The organism is Sphingomonas sp. ID1715, assembly GCF_013044515.1.
Taxonomy (GTDB): Bacteria; Pseudomonadota; Alphaproteobacteria; order Sphingomonadales; family Sphingomonadaceae; genus Sphingomonas_B.
In genome coordinates this window covers 118,940-138,799 of record NZ_JABEPR010000005.1, presented here as the reverse complement: position 1 = coordinate 138,799, position 19,860 = coordinate 118,940, and the positions used below count along the sequence as shown (strand labels likewise).

The window sequence follows — 19,860 nt, the reverse complement described above, 5'->3', positions numbered from 1 at the left end:
GCCAATAATGCCCAAACGCACCGACATTTCCTCCATCCTCATCATCGGCGCGGGGCCGATCGTCATCGGGCAGGCGGCGGAGTTCGATTATTCGGGGACGCAGGCGGCCAAGGCGCTGAAGGCTGAGGGCTATCGCATCGTCCTGGTCAACTCCAACCCGGCGTCGATCATGACCGATCCGGAGTTTGCCGACGCGACCTATATCGAGCCGATCACGCCCGAGATCGTCGCCAAGATCATCGAGAAGGAGCGGCCCGACGCGATCCTGCCGACCATGGGCGGCCAGACGGCGCTGAACACCGCGCTCGCCCTGTTCCGCGACGGCACGCTGGAGAAGTTCGGCGTCACCATGATCGGCGCGGATGCCGAGGCGATCGACAAGGCCGAGGACAGGCAGAAGTTTCGCGTCGCGATGGATAAGATCGGGCTGGAATCCGCCCGTTCGGCCATCGCCCATTCGGTCGAGGAGGCGCTCGCAGGGCTGGAGAAGACCGGCCTCCCCGCGATCATCCGCCCGAGCTTCACCCTGGGCGGCACCGGCGGCGGCATCGCCTATAATCGCGACGAGTTCCTGGAGATTGTGAAGAAGGGGCTCGACGCCAGCCCCACCACCGAGGTGCTGATCGAGGAATCGCTGCTCGGCTGGAAAGAATATGAGATGGAGGTCGTCCGGGACCGGAACGACAATGCCATCATCGTCTGCTCGATCGAGAATGTGGACCCGATGGGGGTGCACACCGGCGACTCGATCACCGTCGCGCCGGCGCTGACGCTGACCGACAAGGAATATCAGATCATGCGCAATGCAAGCATCGCTTGCCTGCGCGAAATCGGTGTCGAAACAGGCGGTTCTAACGTCCAGTTCGCAGTCAATCCGAAGTACGGACGGCTGATCGTCATCGAGATGAACCCACGCGTGTCGCGCTCCTCGGCACTGGCGTCCAAGGCGACCGGCTTCCCGATTGCGAAGGTCGCGGCGAAGCTGGCGGTCGGCTATACGCTGGACGAGATCGACAACGACATTACCGGCGCAACGCCCGCCAGCTTCGAGCCGACGATCGACTATATCGTCACCAAGATCCCGCGCTTCGCCTTCGAGAAGTTCAAGGGATCGGACCCGCACCTCTCGACGATGATGAAGTCGGTCGGCGAGGTGATGGCGATCGGCCGCAACATCCATGAGAGCCTGCAAAAGGCCCTGCGCGGCCTCGAGACCGGGCTGTCCGGCCTCAATGTGGTGGACGAGCTGGTCGGCGCGCCGCGCGAGGAGCTGCTGGCCGCACTCGCCCGGCCGACGCCCGACCGCCTGCTGGTCGCGGCCCAGGCGTTACGCGAGGGCTTGAGCGTCGCGGAAGTGCACGCGGTGGCGAAATACGACCCCTGGTTCTTGGAACGGCTCGCCGAGATCGTCCGCGCCGAGGAAGAAGTCTGCACCGGTGGCTTGCCCCGCGACGCCGCCGGCATGCGGCGGCTGAAGGCGATGGGCTTTTCCGATAAGCGGCTAGCCTGGCTGGCGCTGCGTTCGGCCAATCTCCAGCCCGGCACACGCCGTGCGTTTGGCCGTAGCTCCGGCCTGATCGGCGAGGCGGTCAAGGCGATGACCGGCGGGGCGACCGAAGAGGATGTCCGCGCGCTCCGCCACAAGCTGGGCGTGCGACCGGTGTTCAAGCGGATCGACACCTGCGCAGCCGAGTTCGAGGCGAGGACGCCGTACATGTACTCGACCTATGAAGCCCCCAGCTTCGGCGAGCCGGAGAATGAGGCGAACCCCTCGGACCGCAAGAAGGTCGTGATCCTGGGTGGCGGGCCGAACCGGATCGGGCAGGGGATCGAGTTCGATTATTGCTGCGTCCACGCCTGTTTCGCGCTGCGCGAGGCCGGCTTCGAGACGATCATGATCAACTGCAATCCGGAGACGGTGTCGACGGATTACGACACGTCGGACCGCCTCTATTTCGAGCCGCTGACTTCCGAGGACGTGCTCGAGATCCTGCATGTCGAGCAATCGAAGGGCGAGCTACTGGGTGTCATCGTGCAGTTTGGCGGCCAGACACCGCTCAAGCTCGCGCATGAACTCGAAAAAGCCGGCATCCCGATCCTCGGCACCAGCCCGGACGCGATCGACCTGGCCGAGGACCGTGAGCGATTCGCCAAGCTGGTCACCAAGCTTAAGCTGAAGCAGCCGGACAACGGCATCGCGCGCAGCCGCGACGAGGCGATCGCGGTCGCCAATCGCATCGGCTATCCGGTGCTGATCCGTCCCTCCTACGTGCTGGGCGGCCGGGCGATGGAGATCGTCGACGGCGAAGCCCAGCTCGATGCCTATATCGCCACCGCCGTTCAGGTCTCCGGCGACTCGCCGGTGCTGATCGACCGCTATCTGCGCGACGCGATCGAAGTGGATGTCGACGCGCTTGCCGACGGCACCGACGTGGTCGTCACCGGCGTGATGCAGCATATCGAGGAAGCGGGCGTGCATTCGGGCGACAGCGCCTGCTCGCTGCCGCCTTACTCGCTGCCTGCCGAGATCGTCGCCGAGATCGAGCGCCAGACTGAAGCGCTCGCTCGCGCGTTAAGCGTCGTCGGGCTGATGAACGTCCAGTTCGCAGTCAAGGATGGTGCGGTGTACCTGATCGAGGTCAATCCGCGCGCCAGCCGCACCGTGCCCTTCGTCGCCAAGGCGGTCGGCACGCCGATCGCGAAGATGGCGGCGCGGGTGATGGCGGGCGAGAAGATCGCCAACCTGCCGCCGGTCAACCGGCCGACCGGGCACATCGCCGTCAAGGAAGCGGTGTTCCCCTTTGCGAAGTTCCCCGGCATCGATCCAATTCTCTCGCCGGAAATGAAGAGCACGGGCGAAGTGATGGGAATCGATGATGATTTCGCCACCGCATTCGCTAAGTCGCAAATCGGGGCAGGGACCAAGCTGCCACCCTCGGGCTGTCTGTTCGTGTCGGTCAAGGACAGCGACAAGCCGGCGATCGTCGAGCCTGTCCGCGAACTGATCGGCCTCGGCTATCGCGTGATCGCGACCGGCGGCACGGCCGGCTTCCTTGCCGGCCAGGGCGTGGCGGTCGAGCAGGTCAACAAGGTGGCGGAAGGCCGGCCGCACATCGTCGACAAGATCAAGGACGGCGAAGTCGCACTGATCTTCAACACGACCGAGGGCTGGCAGAGCCTCAAGGACTCGCAATCGATCCGGGCGTCCGCGCTCAATGCCAAGATCCCTTACTTTACCACGGCTGCGGCCAGCGCGGCTGCGGTGCGGGCGATCAAGGCCTTGCGCGAACGCCCCCTTGCGGTGCGCTCGCTCCAATCCTACTATTCTGCCCCTCGCGCCTGACCTCCCGACATAAAGATCGAGTGGGAGGCGGTCCTGAACAGGGCCGCCGGGCGAGGCAGTTTTGACGAAGAGGACATGATGGCGACCGTCGATAAGATGCCGATGCTGCAGGAGGGCTATGAGAAGCTCCAGGCGGACCTGAAGCGTCTCAAGGAGGAGCGGCCGCAGGTCGTCGACGCGATCGAGGAAGCGCGCGCCCATGGCGATCTTTCCGAGAACGCGGAATATCACGCTGCCAAGGAGCGCCAGGGCCAGATCGAAGCGTCGATTGCCCAGCTCGAGGACCGGCTGAGCCGCGCCCAGATTATCGACCCGAAGGACTTGTCGGGCGACAAGATCGTGTTCGGCGCGACCGTCACCCTGCTCGACGACGAGGACAAGCCGATCCGCTATCAGATCGTCGGCGAGACCGAGGCGGACGCCAAGGTGGGGCGGATCAGCTTCAACTCGCCGCTCGGCCGCGCGCTTATCGGCCGCAAGGTCGGCGACGAGGTCGAAGTGACGGTGCCCTCGGGCGACCGCTATTATCTCGTCGACAAGATCGAGTTCGTCTGAGCGAACGGCCGGAATGGTTGAGCTCCCTCCCGGCAAGGTCACCCAAGGCATCACCATTGCGACGGTCGCGGCATTCCTGCTGGTGACGATCGCCGGCTGGGGTCCGGTCGCGAGCCTCTATGGCGGCTTCATTCCGGCGCGGGTGAGCGGCCTTCTGAACGTGCCCGGTGCGCTGCCGGTCTGGCTGACGCCGCTTTCGGCGACCTTGCTGCATGCCGGGCTGATGCACATCGCCTTCAACATGGTGATGTTCCTGTTCATCGGCCGCTTCACCGAAAGCGTGATCGGCGGACCTGCGAGCGCCTTCCTCTATGTGGCCGGCGCCTATGCGGCCGCGCTGCTGCACTGGGCGATCGACCCGCTGCAGACCGTGCCGATGGTGGGGGCGAGCGGCGCCATTTCAGCGACGTTCGGCGCCTATGCCGTATTCTTCGGTCGCGATCGCACCAAGGGCTTTGGTCCGCTCTCCGGCTATGCGGTGCGGATCATCTGGCTCGCTTCGGCCTGGATCTTCGTCCAGTCGCTGATCGGCCTAGCGGCGTTCGGCGGCGGCCAAGTGGCGATCTTCGCCCATATCGGCGGGTTCATCGTCGGCCTGGCGCTTGCACGGCCGCTGCTGCTGTGGCGGTATCGGAAGGCTTAGTCCTACCGGGACTTATGAGGAAGCAGGCAGCTCCGGCTCCAGCAGCCGGTGCAGGTGCACGACGACATATTTCATCTCGGCATCGTCGACGGTGCGCTGGGCGGCGCCGCGCCAGGCGGCCTCGGCCGCTTTAAAGTCGGGGAAAATACCGACCACGTCGATATTGTTGAGGTCGACGAAATCGAGGCCGCGCGGATCTTTCACGCGGCCTCCGAATACCAGGTGCATTTTGCTCATGGGCGGCGGCCCTAATGCCGCCGCGCCGCTACGGCAAGGATCACGCGTCCTGCTTGCCGGTGACGGTGGACGCTGCCGCCGAGCCAGCCGCGGAGCCTGCCTTGCTGACCGCGTCGACGGCCTTTTCGACCATCATTTCCATCGGCGACTTGTTCTCGGCGAGGATGCCCAGCTCCTGCTTGCCGGCGTCGCGCGCGGCCTTGGCGGCATCCGCCGCGGCCTGGCCGATCTTGCTGCCGATCGGGCCCAGCACTTCCGTCTCGCGCTCGGTGCGGGGCAGCAGGGCGCCTGCCAGCGCGCCGATCGCGACACCGGCGGCCACGGCGGCCAGCGGCGCGCTGTCGACCGTGCCGCTCAGACGATCGCCCGCGCCCGCGGCACGTCCCTTAACGCTGCTCAAGGCGCTGCCGGCGCGGCTCTGTCCCGTGGTCTCGTTGCTGTTACTTGCCATGCTCATGCTCCTTGTTCTGCGGGTGTCTTGGTGCGCATCGTTTCGGTGGGCAGCGGCGCCGGGTGGCGCGCCGCTTCATAGGGCTGCAACGCCGGCGCTTCCGCTTTGCTGCCAAACAGCGCCTTCAGCCCGCGCGCGATCGGCTTGCGGAAGAAATAGACGGCGATCGGGATGGTGATCGCCGCGACGGTCGATGGGTGGGTCGCCGCCTGCGTCATGCCATCCTTGGCGGCGGAAACGGCGCCATCCGCCTTCTCCTTCGCCTTTTCCTTCACGTCGTTCGCGATCGTCTTCGGATGCAGGCGATGCTGCAGCTCGTGCAACGTCGCCATGAACTTGTCGCGGGCGGCGGTGGCTTCGGCTTCCTTGGCGCGGAGATCGGCCTTGCTCATCGTTTCGCCTCCGCGACCTGCTTATACGCCATCCAGCCGAGCAGCCCGGCGATGGCCAGTGTCGCAAAGACCACGATCAGCGTCGCGGCGAGCGGCCCGACCAGCGTTTCCAGCGCGAGGATCAGCCCGACGAGCAGTGCCGTGACGGCCGACAGCGCGAGCGTCACCGCCACGCCGCCGAAGATCGCCGCCTTCTTGACCGGCTCCGCCTTGTCGGCAGCCTTCGCCTTGTAGAAGTCGACTTCGGCGCGCGCATAGCGTTTGCCGTCGTCGACCAGCTGGCTGAACAATTGCCCGATCGGCACGTCGCCGTTCATGGCTCGCCTCAGGCCGGGAACGTCGGGGTGACGGGCGTATCCTGATTGGCCGCCTGCGTCGTCGCCGGAGCGCCGACCGGACCGCCAGTCGTCCCGGTGGCTGTATCTCCAAGCGCCGAGCCGCGCGTGGCCGCGCCGGTGCTGCCGCCCGTGTTGCCGAACGAGGCCGAACCGCTCTCATAGCCTGCGCCGGCCTTCGCCAGCCGCGCGAGCACGAAACCGAGGCCGACGGCGGCACCGATCGCTACCGCCGGGCTCTTGCGCACGAAGGAGCGGACGTCGTCGACCAGCTCCTCGACATCCTTGCCGCGCAGCTGCTCGGCAAAGCCCGATACGCTCTCCGCCGCGGAGAAGCCGTAGCGGCCATATTGTGGCCCCAGCTTTTCTTCGACCGTGCGCGCCGTATCCTCGAGGAACTTCGCTGCCTCGTCGAGCGCCCCGGTGGCACGCTCGACGCCCTGGCCGGCATAGTCTCGGGCCTTGTCGGTCGCCTGGCTCTTGAAGCTTGCGAATTGGCTCTTGAACTTGTCGGCCGTGGTGTCGCCGCCCTGCGTCGTGGCGCCGTCATTCGCCTGGCTTACATCGGTCATCGCGCATCCCTTTCGACAAAATCTTCGTCGCCAGAACAATCGCTCTGCCGACGCGGTTCCACTCGCTTCGGGTCCGCCGATTGCCTTCCGGCACCGGCACCGATAGGGGCGGCCCCAATCCCGAAACGATGTAGGAAGACCGTTACGTGACCGCAATCATCGACATTCATGCCCGTCAGATTCTCGACAGCCGCGGCAATCCGACGGTGGAAGTGGATGTCGAGCTGGAGGATGGCAGCTTCGGCCGCGCCGCAGTGCCATCGGGAGCGTCGACGGGAGCGTTCGAGGCCGTCGAGAAGCGCGATGGCGACAAGGCGCGCTGGCTCGGCAAGGGCGTCGAGCAGGCGGTGCGCGCGGTCAATGGCGAGATTGCGGAGACCGTCCTTGGCCTCGATGCGGAGGATCAGGCGGAACTCGACGCGCAGATGATCGCGCTCGATGGCACGGAGAACAAGTCGCGGCTCGGGGCCAATGCGATCCTTGGCGTCAGCCTGGCGGTGGCCAAGGCCGCGGCGGAGGCGAGCGGTCTGCCACTTTACCGCTATGTCGGCGGAGTGGCCGCGCATCTGCTGCCGGTGCCCATGATGAATATCGTCAATGGCGGCGCCCATGCCGATAATCCGATCGACTTCCAGGAATTCATGGTGATGCCGGTCGGCGCCGAGAGCCTGGCCGAGGGGGTGCGCTGGGGCGCTGAGATTTTCCACACCCTGAAAAAGAACCTGCACGATCAGGGTCTGGCAACCGCGGTTGGCGACGAGGGCGGCTTCGCGCCCAACCTTGCCTCGCCCGCCGACGCGCTCGACTTCATCATGCGGTCGATCGAGCAGGCGGGCTACAAGCCGGGCGAGGACGTGGTGCTCGCGCTCGATTGCGCGGCGACCGAGTTCTACAAGAATGGCCAATATGCGCTGGAGGGCGAGGGGCGTACGCTCTCCTCCGACCAGATGGTCGACTACCTGGCGGAGCTGTGCGGCCGCTATCCGATCCGCTCGATCGAAGACGGCATGGCCGAAGACGATTATGCCGGCTGGAAGGCGCTGACGGAGCGGCTTGGGGCCAAGGTGCAGCTGGTCGGCGACGACCTGTTCGTCACCAATCCCAAGCGGCTCGCTGACGGCATCGTACAAGGCCTCGCCAACTCGCTGCTCGTCAAGGTCAACCAGATCGGCACGCTGACCGAAACCCTGGAAGCGGTCTCGACCGCCCAGCGGGCGAGCTACACAGCCGTTATGTCCCACCGTTCGGGCGAGACCGAGGATGCGACAATTGCCGATCTCGCGGTCGCGACCAATTGCGGACAGATCAAGACCGGCAGCCTCGCACGTTCCGACCGGCTCGCCAAATACAACCAGCTGATCCGGATCGAGGAACAGCTGGGTTCGCAGGCAAAATATGGGGGTAAGGCGATCTTCGCGAACAAAGCGGGTTGATCGCGCGACTCCCTTGTGATTCAAGGGAGATATGGCGCGGACACGATCATTGGGTGAGCTTGTCAGGGCAGCGGCCGGACCGGCCATCGCCCTGATGATCATCGGCTTTTTCGGTGGCTATGCGCTGGTCGGGCCGAACGGCGTACTCGCCTGGGGTGATTATCGGCAGGAACTGGTCCGCAAGCAGGTCGAGCTCGCGAGGCTGGAGGCGCAGAAGCGCGTCGTTCAGAACCGCGTCGCCCTGCTCGACCCGCGAAGGGCCAACCCCGATCTCGCCGACGAATTGATCCGCAAGCGTCTCGGCTATAGCCACCCCGACGAGATCATTATCCCGATGGACGGGGACCAGGCCGCGCAATAGCCTCCCGGCTCACCAACAGGGGTGAGTCTCATGACCTTGAACAGCGCCGTGCCGGTCGCCTTCGTCAGCGTCACCAGTCGGGAAGAGGGGCGGGCCTTCTATGAAGGCGTGCTTGGCGTGCAACATCGCAGCACCGACGAATTCGGCGACTTCTACGCATTCCCGAACGGCACCATGTTGCGTCTCACGCCGATGCTCGACTTTAAGCCGATCGAGCATCCGGTGCTAGGCTGGGACGTGGCGGACATCCGCGCCACCGCGATCGCGCTCAAGGATAAAGGCATCAGCTTCACCATCTATGAAGGCTTGGGCCAGGACGAACTCGGCATCTGGACCGCACCGGACGGCCGCGCCAAGGTCGCCTTCTTCAGCGATCCCTTCGGCAACGTGCTCAGCATCGCCGAGCACTGAACCGCTACCGCCGCCGCGTGTTGCGGACCTGACGAGTCCGCGCCTATAGGCGGGCGCAATCCTCACCCAAGAAGGAACAATCCCTTGGCTCGAGCCGCTAAGCCCACCGCGCCGCCCGCCACGCCCAATCGCGAACGTCCGCCCGAACCCCAGCGCTACCAGGCGTCCAAGGAAGAGCTGATGGAGCTCTACCGCCAGATGCTGCTGATCCGGCGGTTCGAGGAAAAGGCGGGGCAGCTCTATGGTCTCGGCCTGATCGGGGGCTTCTGCCACCTCTATATCGGCCAGGAGGCAGTTGCGGTCGGGCTCCAGTCGGCGCTGAAACCCGGCCTCGACAGCGTCATTACCGGCTATCGCGACCACGGCCATATGCTCGCTTATGGCATCGATCCGAAAGTGATCATGGCCGAGCTGACCGGGCGCGAAGCCGGCATCAGCCGCGGCAAGGGCGGCTCGATGCACATGTTCTCGGTCGAGCACCGCTTCTATGGCGGGCACGGCATCGTCGGCGCACAGGTGAGCCTCGGCACGGGCCTCGCCTTCAAGCACAAATATGCCGAGGACGGCGGCCTCTGCATGGCCTATTTCGGCGATGGCGCCGCCAATCAGGGCCAGGTCTATGAGAGCTTCAACATGGCGGAGCTCTGGAAGCTGCCGATCATCTTCGTGATCGAGAATAACCAGTACGCGATGGGCACGTCGGTGAACCGCTCGTCGGCCGAGGACCAGCTTTATCGCCGCGGTGAGAGCTTCCGCATTCCGGGTATCCAGGTCGACGGCATGGACGTGCTCGCCTGCCGTGGCGCGGCCGAGACGGCATCCGAATGGGTGCGCAGCGGCAAGGGCCCGATCATCCTCGAGATGAAGACCTATCGCTATCGCGGCCACTCCATGTCCGATCCGGCGAAATACCGCAGCCGCGACGAAGTCCAGGCCGTGCGCGAAAAGTCCGACGCGATCGACCATGCCGCACGTGAGCTGGAGCAGCTGGGTGTCAGCGAGGCGCAGTTGAAGGATCTCGACAAGGAAATCCGCCGCATCGTCGCGGAGGCAGCCGACTTCGCCGAGACCTCGCCCGAGCCGAACCTGTCCGAACTCCATACCGACGTGCTGGTGGAATCCTACTGATGGCGATCGAACTGAAGATGCCGGCGCTGTCGCCGACGATGGAGGAAGGCACGCTGGCCAAATGGCTGGTGAAGGTCGGCGACGCGGTGAAGTCGGGCGATATCCTCGCCGAGATCGAGACCGACAAGGCGACAATGGAGTTCGAGGCGGTCGACGAGGGCACGGTCGCCGAGATCCTCGTCGCTGAAGGCACCGACAATGTGAAGGTCGGGACGGTGATCGCGCGGCTGGCTGGCGAGGGTGAAAGCGCCGAGAGCGCATCGCCAGCCGCAAGCCCGGAGCCGCAGAACGCTCCCGGCGCGCCGGCCGGCGAAGGGCAGGGCGAGGAGCCCACGCCCAAGCAGGAAAAGGTCGAGACCGGCGCGCGCAAGCTGTTCGAAGCGGCCTCGCACGATGCCGACCCGGAAGTGCCTGCCGGCACCGAGATGGTGCGCACGACCGTCCGCGAGGCGCTGCGCGACGCGATGGCCGAAGAGATGCGCAAAGACGACCGCATCTTCGTGATGGGCGAGGAAGTCGCCGAGTATCAGGGCGCGTACAAGGTCACGCAGGGGCTGCTCGACGAATTCGGCCCGAAGCGCGTGATCGACACGCCGATCACGGAATATGGCTTTGCCGGCGTCGGCACCGGGGCGGCCATGGGCGGCCTCAAGCCGATCGTCGAGTTCATGACCTTCAACTTCGCCATGCAGGCGATCGACCACGTCATCAACTCGGCCGCCAAGACCAATTATATGTCGGGTGGCCAGATGCGCTGCCCGATCGTGTTCCGCGGGCCGAATGGCGCCGCGTCGCGGGTCGCCGCCCAGCATAGCCAGAATTATGGTCCCTGGTACGCCAGCGTCCCAGGGCTGGTCGTGATCTCGCCCTATGACGCCGCGGACGCCAAGGGCCTGCTCAAGGCGGCGATCCGCAGCGACGATCCGGTCGTGTTCCTCGAGAATGAGCTGCTTTACGGCCGCAGCTTCGATGTCCCGAAGCTCGACGACTATGTCCTGCCGATTGGCAAGGCCCGGATCATGCGGCCCGGCAAGGACGTGACTTTGGTCAGCTATTCGATCGGCGTCGGCCTCGCGCTGGAGGCGGCCGAGCAGCTGGCCGGCGAGGGCATCGACGCTGAGGTGATCGACCTGCGCACGCTCCGTCCGCTCGATACGCGGACCGTGCTGCAGAGCCTCGCCAAGACCAACCGGATCGTGGTGGTGGAGGAAGGCTGGCCCGTCTGCTCGATCGCATCCGAGCTGGCGGCGGTGGTGATGGAGCAGGGCTTCGACGATCTGGACGCGCCGCTGCTCCGCGTGACCAACGAGGATGTGCCGCTGCCCTATGCCGCCAATCTCGAAAAGGCGGCGCTGGTCGACGCCGGACGCGTCGTCGCCGCGGCGAAGAAGGTCTGTTATCGCTGAAGGTCGGTAGTGTCCGGTTAACCATGCCGGACAAACAATCGTAAGCGATGTTCGGGTTACTTCCCGGTCCAAACAGGTCCGGGGACGTCAACCGTGTCACATTTTTCACATTGCCGGCGCGGTCTTCGTTCGATCCTGCGGGACGAACGGGGCAGCACTTACGCGATCGCCGCCGCCTATATCATCCCGCTGCTGGGCTTTGTCGGCCTGGGGCTGGATCTCGGCCGCGGCTACATGACCTCGTCGCGCCTGCAGAGCAGCGTCGATACGGCGACCCTGGCCGCGGTCCGCATGGAGCAGCTCTATCCGGGCACCGGCTCCACGCCAGGCCCGAAGACAGTGGCGACCATCAACGAGTTCCTGACCGCCAATATGCCCATGGGCTATGTCGGCGCGACGCGGCAGGCGCCACAGGTGGCGGTGACCCGCAGCGGGGATGAAGTGACGATTCAGGTTACCGTTGAAGGTACGGTGCCGACGACGCTGATGCAGATCTTCGGCATCCAGACCATGCCGGTCAAGGCGATGGCGAAAGGCATTGCCGGCAAGACGATGCCGACTGCCGTCGAGACGATGATGGTGCTGGACGTCACCGGGTCGATGGACAGCAATGGCGGCATGACCGCGCTCAAGGACTCGATGGGCGCGTTCCTCGACATCGTTTACGGCACCAATGAAACGCGCCAGAACTTCGGCATCGGCGTCCTGCCGTACAACGTCATCGTCAATGTCGGCCGCCTGCTGCCTGCCGGTATGGTTCAGCAGGTGCCGGGCTATACCGACAAGCTGGCCAGCAACGCCTATGGGTGGAAGGGCTGCGTGCTCGCCGATCCGACGCTGCGGACGCTGAGTTCCGACATTAATGTAATGGACGCCAACACCTACGACATGGGCAAGACCATGCCGGGCGAAAACGGCATGCCCGTCATCAAGCCTTCCATCTACCCGCCCATGTGGGTCGATTCGTTCCACCTGCAGGATAATCGGTACAAGCTGGGTGCTTCCGCGGCCGACGAACTAAGCGTCGCCAACTACGGGCCGATGAGGACTGCCCTGATCCGCCGTTACGGCGACGATATTTGCCAGGTGAGCAGCAGCAACTCGACCGACGCCAAGTGCAGCAGTTCTTCGAGCACGATGATCAAGGTGTCGCGCCTACCTAGCTACAGCAGCTGGCCGGCGCCGCAGCTGTACAACTCGGCGGTGAAGCCGTCGAACGCGGACAACTACGTCTCCAAGTCGCCCAACTATGTCTGTCCGACCGAGGCGCTACCGATCAGCTATTCGCGCACCAAGACCGAGCTGACCAACTACAAGAACAGCCTGCAGCCCCTGTTCAACATTGGTACCTGGCACGTGCCGGCGATGACTTGGGCCTATCGCCTGCTCGCCCGCGACACGGTCTTCACGCGCGCACGGCCGAACAACATTGGATTGCGGCGTGTCGTTGTATTCATGACCGACGGCAATTTCGACTCGCAGGACGACGGCTCGACCTTCAATCCGCGCGGCAAGGACCCGCTCAAAGCCGGCTCGAACTATGCCGACTTCCAGCGCGACACCGCCTATACCGCGTACAGCTCCTATGCCGACAAGCTGGTCGTGAACCAGGAGTGGGCGAGCGGCGGGACCGGGACTAGCCAGGCGCGTGCGGCGCACCGCGACCAGATGGCGCTCCGCTTCGCCAAGACCTGCCAGGCGATGAAGAACGAAGGCATCGAGATTTATACGATCACCTTTGCCATCGCGTCCGGTGCGGAAGGCGACGCGACGCGCGAGATGTTCAAGACGTGCGCGACCAACCGCAACACGCACTTCTTTGAGACGAAGGACCCGAGCCAGCTGCGGATCGCCTTCACCTCGATCGCCGCCAACCTCATCGATCTCCATCTGGCGAAGTGAGGCGGACGATGCGCATGCTCATCAAGGATCGGAACGGCATCGCGACGATGGAGTTCGCGCTGATCGCGCCCGTGATCACCGTATTGCTGTTCGGCTTTCTCGAATTCGCCTGGGTGGAATCGGCGCGCTCGGCGCTCGAATCCTCGACGATGAAGGCGGCGCGCCTGATTGCCGCCTCCGACTGTCCGGCCAATCGTGAGACGCAGATGATCCAGACGATCACCCGCGGCATGCAGCACGTGCCGAGCTCCGACGGGCAGGGCGTGACCATCAAGGCGGTGTCCTACGGCTCTTCGTTCGGCGATGTCGGAGAGCCCGAACCCTTTGTCGACAATCCGGCGACGAAGAACGGCAAATATGATGTCGGCGAAACGTTCACCGACGTGAACGGCAATGGCAAGTGGGACCCCGATATGGGCACGTCCGGGTCGGTCGGTGGCGCGGGCCAGGTGGTCAGCTATACCGCCACCTTCCGGGTCAAGTCGCTGGTGCCGTGGATCGCCTCGCGCTTTGGCGACGGCGGCCCCGATTATCCCATCAAGGCGTCGACCGTCATCCGCAACGAACCGATTTTCCGGAACACGGGATGCTGACCATGATCGCTGCTCTGAAGAGGCTTGGCCGCGACCAGCGCGGCGTCTCGATCGTCGAGACCGCGCTGTGGCTGCCGCTCGTCGCCATGGCCGGGCTGGGCGGGCTCGAATATACGAACTTCGTGCTGGCCAATCAGAAGCTGGAGCGCATCGCGAGCGTGTCGGCCGATACCATCGCCCGCAACACTATCGCGCCGAGCGAGAATAGCTTCAAGGACGTGTTCAAAGCCGTCGACCAGCTCGATGCTCCGTTCGACGTCAAGGAATATGGCCGGGTAATCCTGACCGGCGTGATCGGCGTCAACCAAGACGGGGAGATCGTCAACAAGGTGGTCTGGCAGCGCTGCACGGGCAAGAAGACGACGATCGTCAGCCAGATCGGGGCGGAGTGGACCCAGACCGATGATTTCGGCGAAGGGCCGGACGTGACGTTGCCGAACAACGTCGTGCTGCAACAGAATCAGATGGTCGTCGTCGCCGAAGTGGGGTTCGAGTATAAGCCGCTGATCAACGTCGCGAACATCCGCAACCGCGCGAGCGACGGCATTATCCGGCAGCGCTCGATGTTCGTCACCCGCGGACAGGCAATCCCCAACATCACGCCGGTCGCCGGAGTCGTGCCCTCGCGCTGCTGATCGGCTAGGGCCGGTCGCGTGACCGACCTGCCCGCAATCGCCGATCCCGAACGCGCGCTGTCGCTTGCCTACGCACCCGCCGCGGTGCGGCCGGCGCTCGCGGCCTTGTGGGCGCTGGACGAACAACTCGGCGCCACGATCGCCCGCACCGAGACGCCTGCGATTGCGCAGATGCGGCTCGCCTGGTGGCATGATGCCCTCGATACGCTGGCGGAGTCGCGCCCATCCAATCCGGTGCTGGTCGCGCTCGCCCAGGCTTCGCAGATTGATCCGAAAGACTTGCTGCCGCTGATCGACGGGTGGGAAGCGCTGCTGGAGCCGTTGCCGCTGGCCGATGAGAGCCTCTTGCTCCACGCTGAGGCACGCGGAGCGGCGTTGTTCCGAGCGGCCGGCACATTGCTGTTGGCCGAAAGGAGCGCGGCGGACACGGCCGGCAGGCTTTGGGCGCTGACCGATCTCGCCTTCCGGGTCAGCGACCGGGTCACGGCCGAGCGGGCGCTTGCGTTGGCGCCGCGACAAATCGGGCACCTGCCGGGGCCGCTAGCGATGTTGGCCACCTTGGCGATGCGCGATGTCCGACGCGGGTTGGACCGGCCACGCCGGCAGGGCTCGCCGCTGCGCCTGCTGCGCGGCGTCGTTGCGGGGCTGGCTGGCCTCTAACGCGATCGCCTTCTAAGCTGCGTGCCGAACGGGGGGAGACGCGGAATGTGGCGGTTTCTGGCGGGCGTGGCATCGGCGCTGCTGCTGTGCGGGGCGGGACTGGTTTGGTGGACGAACGGCCGCAGCGAGTCGCCTTTGCTCTCCGCCGTGGCCCCGCCGCTTGCGCGCGACAGCGGCGGCGCCTCAGATCCCGGCGCGCCGCCAGCCGCGGAGGAGCGGACGCGCGAGGAGAAAAGGTTCGACCGTTACGACAAGGATCGCGACCAGAAGATCACGCCCGAGGAATATCTGCTCAGCCGCCGCAAGGCCTATGCGAAGCTGGACGCCAATGGTGACGGTCGGCTGAGCTTCGAGGAATGGGCGAAGAAGACGACGGACAAATTCGCCAAGGCTGACGCCGACGGGTCCAAGGCCCTGTCCCGCACCGAGTTCGCGACGACCAAGGTGGTGCGCAAGACCAAGGCACCGGTAAAGTGCGCACCGCCGAAGGAAGAGGACGAGGGCTAACCCACTCCGTTCGTTTCGAGCGCAGTCGAGAAACGCGTCTCGTCCGGCACCCCGCTTCTCGACTGCGCTCGAAGCGAACGGTGATTCTGCAGCCATTCTTCCAGATCCCGCTTGGCACGCGAGGTCAGCGCCAGCTTCCGTTCGGCCTTCTTTGCCTTTTCCTGCAGGGGCGGGAACAGCCCGAAGTTGACGTTCATGGGCTGATAGCTATCGGCCTGGGCGCCACTCGTGATGTGCGAGAGCAGGGCGCCCAGCGCGGTGGTCGGCGGCGGGGGCGTCATGGTCTGGCCCATTAACTCCGCGGCAGCGAAACGGCCGGCAAGCAGGCCCACCGCTGCACTTTCGACATAGCCCTCGCAACCGGTGATCTGGCCGGCGAAGCGGATGTGCGGCGCGTTCTTCAGCCGCAAGTGCGCGTCGAGCAGTTCCGGCGAGCGGATGAAGGTGTTGCGGTGGAGCCCGCCCAGCCGCGCGAATTCGGCCCGCTCGAGTCCGGGAATGGTTCGGAACAGCCGCACCTGCTCGGCATGCTTCAGCTTGGTCTGAAAGCCGACGATGTTCCACAATGTTCCCAGTGCATTGTCCTGGCGCAGCTGGACGACGGCATAGGCGCCCTTGCCCGTGCGCGGGTTGCGCAGGCCGAACGGCTTCATCGGCCCGTGGCGCAGCGTCTCGGGTCCGCGCGACGCCATGACTTCGACCGGCATGCATCCTTCGAAATAGGGCGTGTCCTTCTCCCACTCGCGAAACTCGGTCTTCTCGCCGTCGAGCAGCCCCTGCACGAACGAGAGATACTGATCCTTTTCCAGCGGGCAGTTGATGTAATCATGCCCGTCGCCCTTGTCCCAGCGCGACTGGAACCAGGCAACGTCCATGTCGATCGAGTCGCGGTGGACGATTGGCGCAATGGCGTCGAAGAAGGCGAGGCTGTCGAGGCCAGTGGCCGCGCCGATGGAGGCGGCGAGCGGCGCAGCGGTGAGCGGGCCAGTGGCGATAATGGTTGGGGTCGCAGGGAGCGTGTCGACCCGTTCCCGCACGATCTCGACGTTCGGATGCGCCTCCAGCGCGGCGGTGACCCCTTGCGAGAAGCCGTCGCGATCGACCGCCAGGGCGGAACCCGCCGGCACACGGTGGCGATCGCCTTGCTGCATGATCAGCGAGCCCAAGGCCCGCATCTCCGCATGCAAGAGCCCGACCGCATTGTTGTCGGCGTCGTCCGAGCGGAAGCTGTTCGAACAGACCAGCTCCGCCAGCCCGTCGCTATGGTGGGCAGGCGTCGTCTCGACTCCCCGCATTTCCGACAGCCTGACCCGAAACCCGGCCTCGGCAAGCTGCCACGCCGCCTCCGATCCCGCGAGCCCGCCCCCGATGATCTGGATATCAGCCACGGTTCGCAACCTGCGCAAAGGTAACAACGGTGAGGGGGCGTTGGGTGTGCAGAATGTGCAGTTCGCGGCGCATAGAAACGGGAGTGAGAGGCGAGTCGGTCATGCACTGGTCCTTGAACGCTGAAGTGAGGCGTAGGACAGTCTTTTCTTGCTGAGAGGGGAGGCGGAAGACCGGATGCGTGCACTGTTCTGGGCAGCCGTGATCGCGGGCTCGAGCTACTGGCCGGCGTCGCACTTGGGGCTGCCACCTGCCGTGATCGTGGCCTGGAAGGGCAGCGGCGTGGCTTTGTTGGCGTTTTGGGCAGCGTCGCAGGCGCGCTTGGCGGACGGTTGGCTGCTTGCGCTGGTGCTGGCGCTTGGCACGGCCGGAGATGTGCTGCTGGAGGTGGCGGGGCTGCAACTGGGGGCAGTTGCGTTTCTGGCCGCGCACTGCGTGGCGACCGCGCTGTATCTGCGGCACCGCAGGCAAAAGGCAGGCTGGTGGCCGGTGCTCGCCATTCCGGTGGTGGTGGTCGTCGCGGCGGCTCTGCCGGCGGACCGGTCGGCGGCGCCGGGTATCGCGCTCTACAGTTTCGGCCTTGCGGCCATGGCCGTTGCAGCGATCCTAAGCCGCTTCAGCCTCGCGGCGATCGGCGCATGGCTGTTCGTCGGGTCAGACCTGCTGATCTTCGCCCGTCTGGGGCCGCTTGCGGGGTCGTGGCTGCCGACTTTGCTGGTTTGGCCGCTATATTTCCTTGGCCAGGCGCTGATCGCCTGGGGCGTTGTGCGGGGTCTGGAACAAGAAAGGGAGAATGGCGGTGCGGGTCTTCACCATCGGCTATGAGAATGCGACGGTCGATGAGGTGCTGGCGGCGCTGCGCACCGCCGGGGTGAAGCAGGTGGCGGACATTCGCGCCGTCGCCGCTTCGCGTCGCCCTGGCTTTGCCAAGTCGGCGCTGGCGGCGAACCTTGCGTCGGTCGGGATCGGCTATCGCCATTTCCGTGCGCTCGGTACCCCCAAGGAAGGACGCGACGCCGCCAAGAAGGGCGATCGGGCGACGCTGGAGCGGGTCTATGCCGGTCAGCTGGATCTGCCCCAAGCGCAGGCCGAAGCCGAGATGGTGAAGGCCATGGTCGCCGAGTCGCCGACCGCCTTGCTCTGCTTCGAGCGCGATCCAGCGATGTGCCACCGTTCGTTGCTGATCGCCGACGCGATGCCGACGCACGATGTGGAGCATCTATTCGCCTGAGCAAGAAATGCCGTCGAAACACGACGACTTTATCTGCAATATAGTTTACGTGCCAATCTGATGCATCGGGAGAAATGAGAGTTAATGTGATCGTAACGGAGTCACTCCGCAGATATAAGCAGCGTCGGGTTCGTTGCTTTTTCGAGGGGTATTTCCATGATCCGATCTTCTGCTCTCTTCGCTGCTTTGCTCATCGGCTCGACCGCTGCTTCGGCCGAGACGACGGTGTCCTTCAATGGCGGCGTGGGTACGCTGCCTGCCGGCACGACCGTCATCTAGGACTTCGAGGCGCTGGCGGCGGGTTCGCCTGGTGCCGCGATCGGTCCGAACGCTTTCGTGTATGACGGCAGCGCCGGTGGCCAGTCGGCGCGACCGAACTTCGGCAGCACGGGCAACTTCGCGACCGTGCTGACGGGCGGCAGCTACACGATCGATTTCGCGCCGACGTCGCTGTTCGCCTTCGTGCTCGGCTCGCTCGACACCTACAACAATCTGACGCTGAGATATGAAGATGGCACGTCGCAGCTCTACGCTGGCGGCCAGATCATCAACGACTTGGCTTTCCCGAGTGGGAACCAGATCAACGGCGTGGTCAGCTATCGCGTGATCAGCGGTCCGCGGCTGACCGGCGCGGTGTTCGGCTCGACGGCGAACTCGTTCGAGTTCGACAACCTGTCGGTTGCGGCGGTGCCGGAGCCGGCGACCTGGGCGCTGATGATCGGCGGGTTCGGGATGGTCGGCGGAGCGATGCGCCGCCGCAAGGTCGCCAACACCACCTACGCCTGACTTCACCGGAGGGGGTGAAGAGCGCCGCCGGCCCTGAACCGGCGGCGCTTCTTTCTGTCAATTCCCGCTGATCAGGTCGCCGAACTCGCCGAGGATCGAGCCTTCGCCGCGATTCTGGCCGCCGCGACTGCCGGCGGCCGCGAGCATGCGGCCGGCCAGGCGCGAGAAGGGCAGCGACTGGATCCAGACCTTGCCCGGCCCGGTCAGCCGCGCGAAAAAGGCGCCTTCGCCGCCAAAGATCATGCTCTTGACCCCGCCGGCCGTGACGAGGTCGAACTCCACGCTCGGGGTATAGGCCGCGAGGCAGCCGGTATCGACGTGCAGTTCCTCGCCGGCCCGCAACTCCCGCTCGACCAGCGTGCCGCCCATCTGCACGAACACCCAGCCGTCGCCGTCCAGCCGCTGCATGATGAAGCCCTCGCCGCCGAACAGGCCCGTCATGATCCTGCGCTGGAAGTGAATGCCGATCGAGACACCCTTGGCCGCGGCGAGGAAGCTGTCCTTCTGGCAAATTAGGCTGCCGCCGACATCGTCGAGCTTGATCGGCAGGATTGAGCCGGGCGTCGGCGAGGCGAAGGCGACGCGCGCCTTGCCCGATCCGCGATGGGTGAAGACGGTGGTGAACAGGCTTTCGCCGGTCACCAGCCGGCGGCCGGCGCCCAACAGCTTGCCCATGAATCCGCCATCCTGCCCGCCCGAGCCGTCGCCGAACACGGTGGTCATTTCGACATGGGCGTCCTTCCACACCATCGCGCCGGCTTCGGCGACGGCGCTCTCGCCCGGATCGAGTTCGATCTCGACGAACTGAAGCTCCTGTCCCTTGATGTCGAAATCGATGTCGTCGGCGATCCCGGACCGGCGATCGTGATGCCAGGGGCTGTGTGGCGGCATAT

24 protein-coding genes are annotated in these 19,860 nt (G+C 65.2%); 17 read left to right on the top strand and 7 right to left on the bottom strand.

Annotation, left to right across the window (positions count from 1 at the left end; translation table 11 throughout):
- The first annotated feature begins 7 nt into the window (after nt 1–7).
- From carB to HJG53_RS13610, 3 genes are all read left to right on the top strand, one after another.
- On the top strand, nt 8–3,343 hold the full coding sequence (carB, locus tag HJG53_RS13620) for a carbamoyl-phosphate synthase large subunit (protein ID WP_171131461.1): 3,336 nt from the start codon (nt 8–10) through the stop codon (nt 3,341–3,343).
- A 78-nt stretch (nt 3,344–3,421) separates the two neighbouring features.
- Nucleotides 3,422–3,898, top strand: coding sequence for a transcription elongation factor GreA (gene greA / locus HJG53_RS13615; protein WP_171131452.1), 477 nt, complete (start codon nt 3,422–3,424; stop codon nt 3,896–3,898).
- A 13-nt stretch (nt 3,899–3,911) separates the two neighbouring features.
- Nucleotides 3,912–4,541 carry a rhomboid family intramembrane serine protease gene (locus HJG53_RS13610; protein ID WP_171131451.1) on the top strand — a complete coding sequence of 210 codons (630 nt, stop codon included), beginning with the start codon at nt 3,912–3,914 and terminating at the stop codon, nt 4,539–4,541.
- 12 nt (nt 4,542–4,553) lie between these two features.
- On the opposite strand, the gene HJG53_RS13605 is transcribed toward HJG53_RS13610, so the two are convergent.
- Genes HJG53_RS13605 through HJG53_RS13585 form a run of 5 tightly spaced genes read right to left on the bottom strand, consistent with a single transcriptional unit; the run spans nt 4,554 to nt 6,528 of the window.
- Nucleotides 4,554–4,778 carry a DUF4170 domain-containing protein gene (locus tag HJG53_RS13605; RefSeq protein ID WP_171131449.1) on the bottom strand — a complete coding sequence of 75 codons (225 nt, stop codon included), beginning with the start codon at nt 4,776–4,778 and terminating at the stop codon, nt 4,554–4,556.
- A gap of 40 nt (nt 4,779–4,818) precedes the next feature.
- A complete protein-coding gene (locus HJG53_RS13600) occupies nt 4,819–5,229 on the bottom strand; it encodes a hypothetical protein (protein ID WP_171131447.1) in 411 nt (136 codons plus the stop codon).
- Between the two features lie 2 nt (nt 5,230–5,231).
- Nucleotides 5,232–5,621, bottom strand: coding sequence for a DUF3618 domain-containing protein (locus tag HJG53_RS13595; RefSeq protein ID WP_171131445.1), 390 nt, complete (start codon nt 5,619–5,621; stop codon nt 5,232–5,234).
- Nucleotides 5,618–5,938, bottom strand: coding sequence for a phage holin family protein (locus tag HJG53_RS13590; RefSeq protein WP_171131442.1), 321 nt, complete (start codon nt 5,936–5,938; stop codon nt 5,618–5,620). Before HJG53_RS13590 ends, HJG53_RS13595 begins: the two co-directional genes overlap by 4 nt.
- Before the next feature lie 8 nt (nt 5,939–5,946).
- Nucleotides 5,947–6,528, bottom strand: a complete 582-nt coding sequence (locus HJG53_RS13585; RefSeq protein ID WP_171131440.1) for a hypothetical protein — start codon at nt 6,526–6,528, stop codon at nt 5,947–5,949.
- A 146-nt stretch (nt 6,529–6,674) separates the two neighbouring features.
- Here HJG53_RS13585 and eno point away from each other — a divergent pair, with 146 nt between their 5' ends.
- The 10 genes from eno (at nt 6,675) to HJG53_RS13535 (ending at nt 15,564) form a co-directional block, all read left to right on the top strand.
- The gene (gene eno / locus HJG53_RS13580; RefSeq protein ID WP_171131438.1) at nt 6,675–7,961 is read left to right on the top strand and encodes a phosphopyruvate hydratase; all 1,287 of its coding nucleotides are present in this window, start codon (nt 6,675–6,677) and stop codon (nt 7,959–7,961) included.
- A 49-nt stretch (nt 7,962–8,010) separates the two neighbouring features.
- Nucleotides 8,011–8,322, top strand: coding sequence for a septum formation initiator family protein (locus HJG53_RS13575; RefSeq protein WP_368039584.1), 312 nt, complete (start codon nt 8,011–8,013; stop codon nt 8,320–8,322).
- Between the two features lie 30 nt (nt 8,323–8,352).
- On the top strand, nt 8,353–8,733 hold the full coding sequence (locus HJG53_RS13570; protein WP_171131434.1) for a VOC family protein: 381 nt from the start codon (nt 8,353–8,355) through the stop codon (nt 8,731–8,733).
- A 180-nt stretch (nt 8,734–8,913) separates the two neighbouring features.
- Nucleotides 8,914–9,861, top strand: coding sequence for a pyruvate dehydrogenase (acetyl-transferring) E1 component subunit alpha (gene pdhA / locus HJG53_RS13565; RefSeq protein ID WP_254447783.1), 948 nt, complete (start codon nt 8,914–8,916; stop codon nt 9,859–9,861).
- Nucleotides 9,861–11,267, top strand: coding sequence for a pyruvate dehydrogenase complex E1 component subunit beta (locus HJG53_RS13560; RefSeq protein WP_171131433.1), 1,407 nt, complete (start codon nt 9,861–9,863; stop codon nt 11,265–11,267). Before pdhA ends, HJG53_RS13560 begins: the two co-directional genes overlap by 1 nt.
- A gap of 93 nt (nt 11,268–11,360) precedes the next feature.
- The gene (locus HJG53_RS13555; protein WP_171131431.1) at nt 11,361–13,169 is read left to right on the top strand and encodes a TadE/TadG family type IV pilus assembly protein; all 1,809 of its coding nucleotides are present in this window, start codon (nt 11,361–11,363) and stop codon (nt 13,167–13,169) included.
- An 8-nt stretch (nt 13,170–13,177) separates the two neighbouring features.
- A complete protein-coding gene (locus HJG53_RS13550) occupies nt 13,178–13,762 on the top strand; it encodes a TadE/TadG family type IV pilus assembly protein (RefSeq protein ID WP_171131429.1) in 585 nt (194 codons plus the stop codon).
- Nucleotides 13,756–14,397, top strand: coding sequence for a TadE/TadG family type IV pilus assembly protein (locus tag HJG53_RS13545; protein WP_171131427.1), 642 nt, complete (start codon nt 13,756–13,758; stop codon nt 14,395–14,397). The genes HJG53_RS13550 and HJG53_RS13545 overlap by 7 nt, the downstream gene beginning before the upstream one ends.
- Nucleotides 14,398–14,415: 18 nt before the next feature.
- Nucleotides 14,416–15,057 (top strand): squalene/phytoene synthase family protein, encoded by a 642-nt coding sequence (locus HJG53_RS13540; RefSeq protein WP_171131425.1) that lies wholly within the window; start codon nt 14,416–14,418, stop codon nt 15,055–15,057.
- Nucleotides 15,058–15,102: 45 nt separating this feature from the next.
- The gene (locus tag HJG53_RS13535) at nt 15,103–15,564 is read left to right on the top strand and encodes an EF-hand domain-containing protein (RefSeq protein WP_171131423.1); all 462 of its coding nucleotides are present in this window, start codon (nt 15,103–15,105) and stop codon (nt 15,562–15,564) included.
- Here HJG53_RS13535 and trmFO read toward each other — a convergent pair.
- Entirely contained in the window at nt 15,561–16,952 is a 1,392-nt protein-coding gene (gene trmFO, locus HJG53_RS13530; protein ID WP_171131421.1) for a methylenetetrahydrofolate--tRNA-(uracil(54)-C(5))-methyltransferase (FADH(2)-oxidizing) TrmFO, read from the bottom strand. The two genes, HJG53_RS13535 and trmFO, sit on opposite strands and share 4 nt — an antisense overlap.
- A gap of 175 nt (nt 16,953–17,127) precedes the next feature.
- Between trmFO and HJG53_RS13525 the strand changes: the two genes are divergently transcribed.
- The 4 genes from HJG53_RS13525 to HJG53_RS19185 all read left to right on the top strand — a co-directional run bounded on the left by HJG53_RS13525 (nt 17,128) and on the right by HJG53_RS19185 (nt 18,967).
- Nucleotides 17,128–17,775, top strand: coding sequence for a lysoplasmalogenase family protein (locus HJG53_RS13525; RefSeq protein WP_171131419.1), 648 nt, complete (start codon nt 17,128–17,130; stop codon nt 17,773–17,775).
- On the top strand, nt 17,750–18,181 hold the full coding sequence (locus tag HJG53_RS13520; protein ID WP_171131584.1) for a DUF488 domain-containing protein: 432 nt from the start codon (nt 17,750–17,752) through the stop codon (nt 18,179–18,181). The genes HJG53_RS13525 and HJG53_RS13520 overlap by 26 nt, the downstream gene beginning before the upstream one ends.
- Before the next feature lie 156 nt (nt 18,182–18,337).
- Nucleotides 18,338–18,460: a hypothetical protein gene (locus HJG53_RS18995; protein ID WP_302477385.1), complete on the top strand. Its 123-nt coding sequence runs from the start codon at nt 18,338–18,340 to the stop codon at nt 18,458–18,460.
- A gap of 57 nt (nt 18,461–18,517) precedes the next feature.
- On the top strand, nt 18,518–18,967 hold the full coding sequence (locus HJG53_RS19185) for a PEPxxWA-CTERM sorting domain-containing protein (RefSeq protein ID WP_368039583.1): 450 nt from the start codon (nt 18,518–18,520) through the stop codon (nt 18,965–18,967).
- Nucleotides 18,968–19,024: 57 nt separating this feature from the next.
- Here HJG53_RS19185 and HJG53_RS13510 read toward each other — a convergent pair whose 3' ends face one another.
- Nucleotides 19,025–19,858: a TIGR00266 family protein gene (locus tag HJG53_RS13510; RefSeq protein WP_171131418.1), complete on the bottom strand. Its 834-nt coding sequence runs from the start codon at nt 19,856–19,858 to the stop codon at nt 19,025–19,027.
- Nucleotides 19,859–19,860 lie beyond the last annotated feature (2 nt).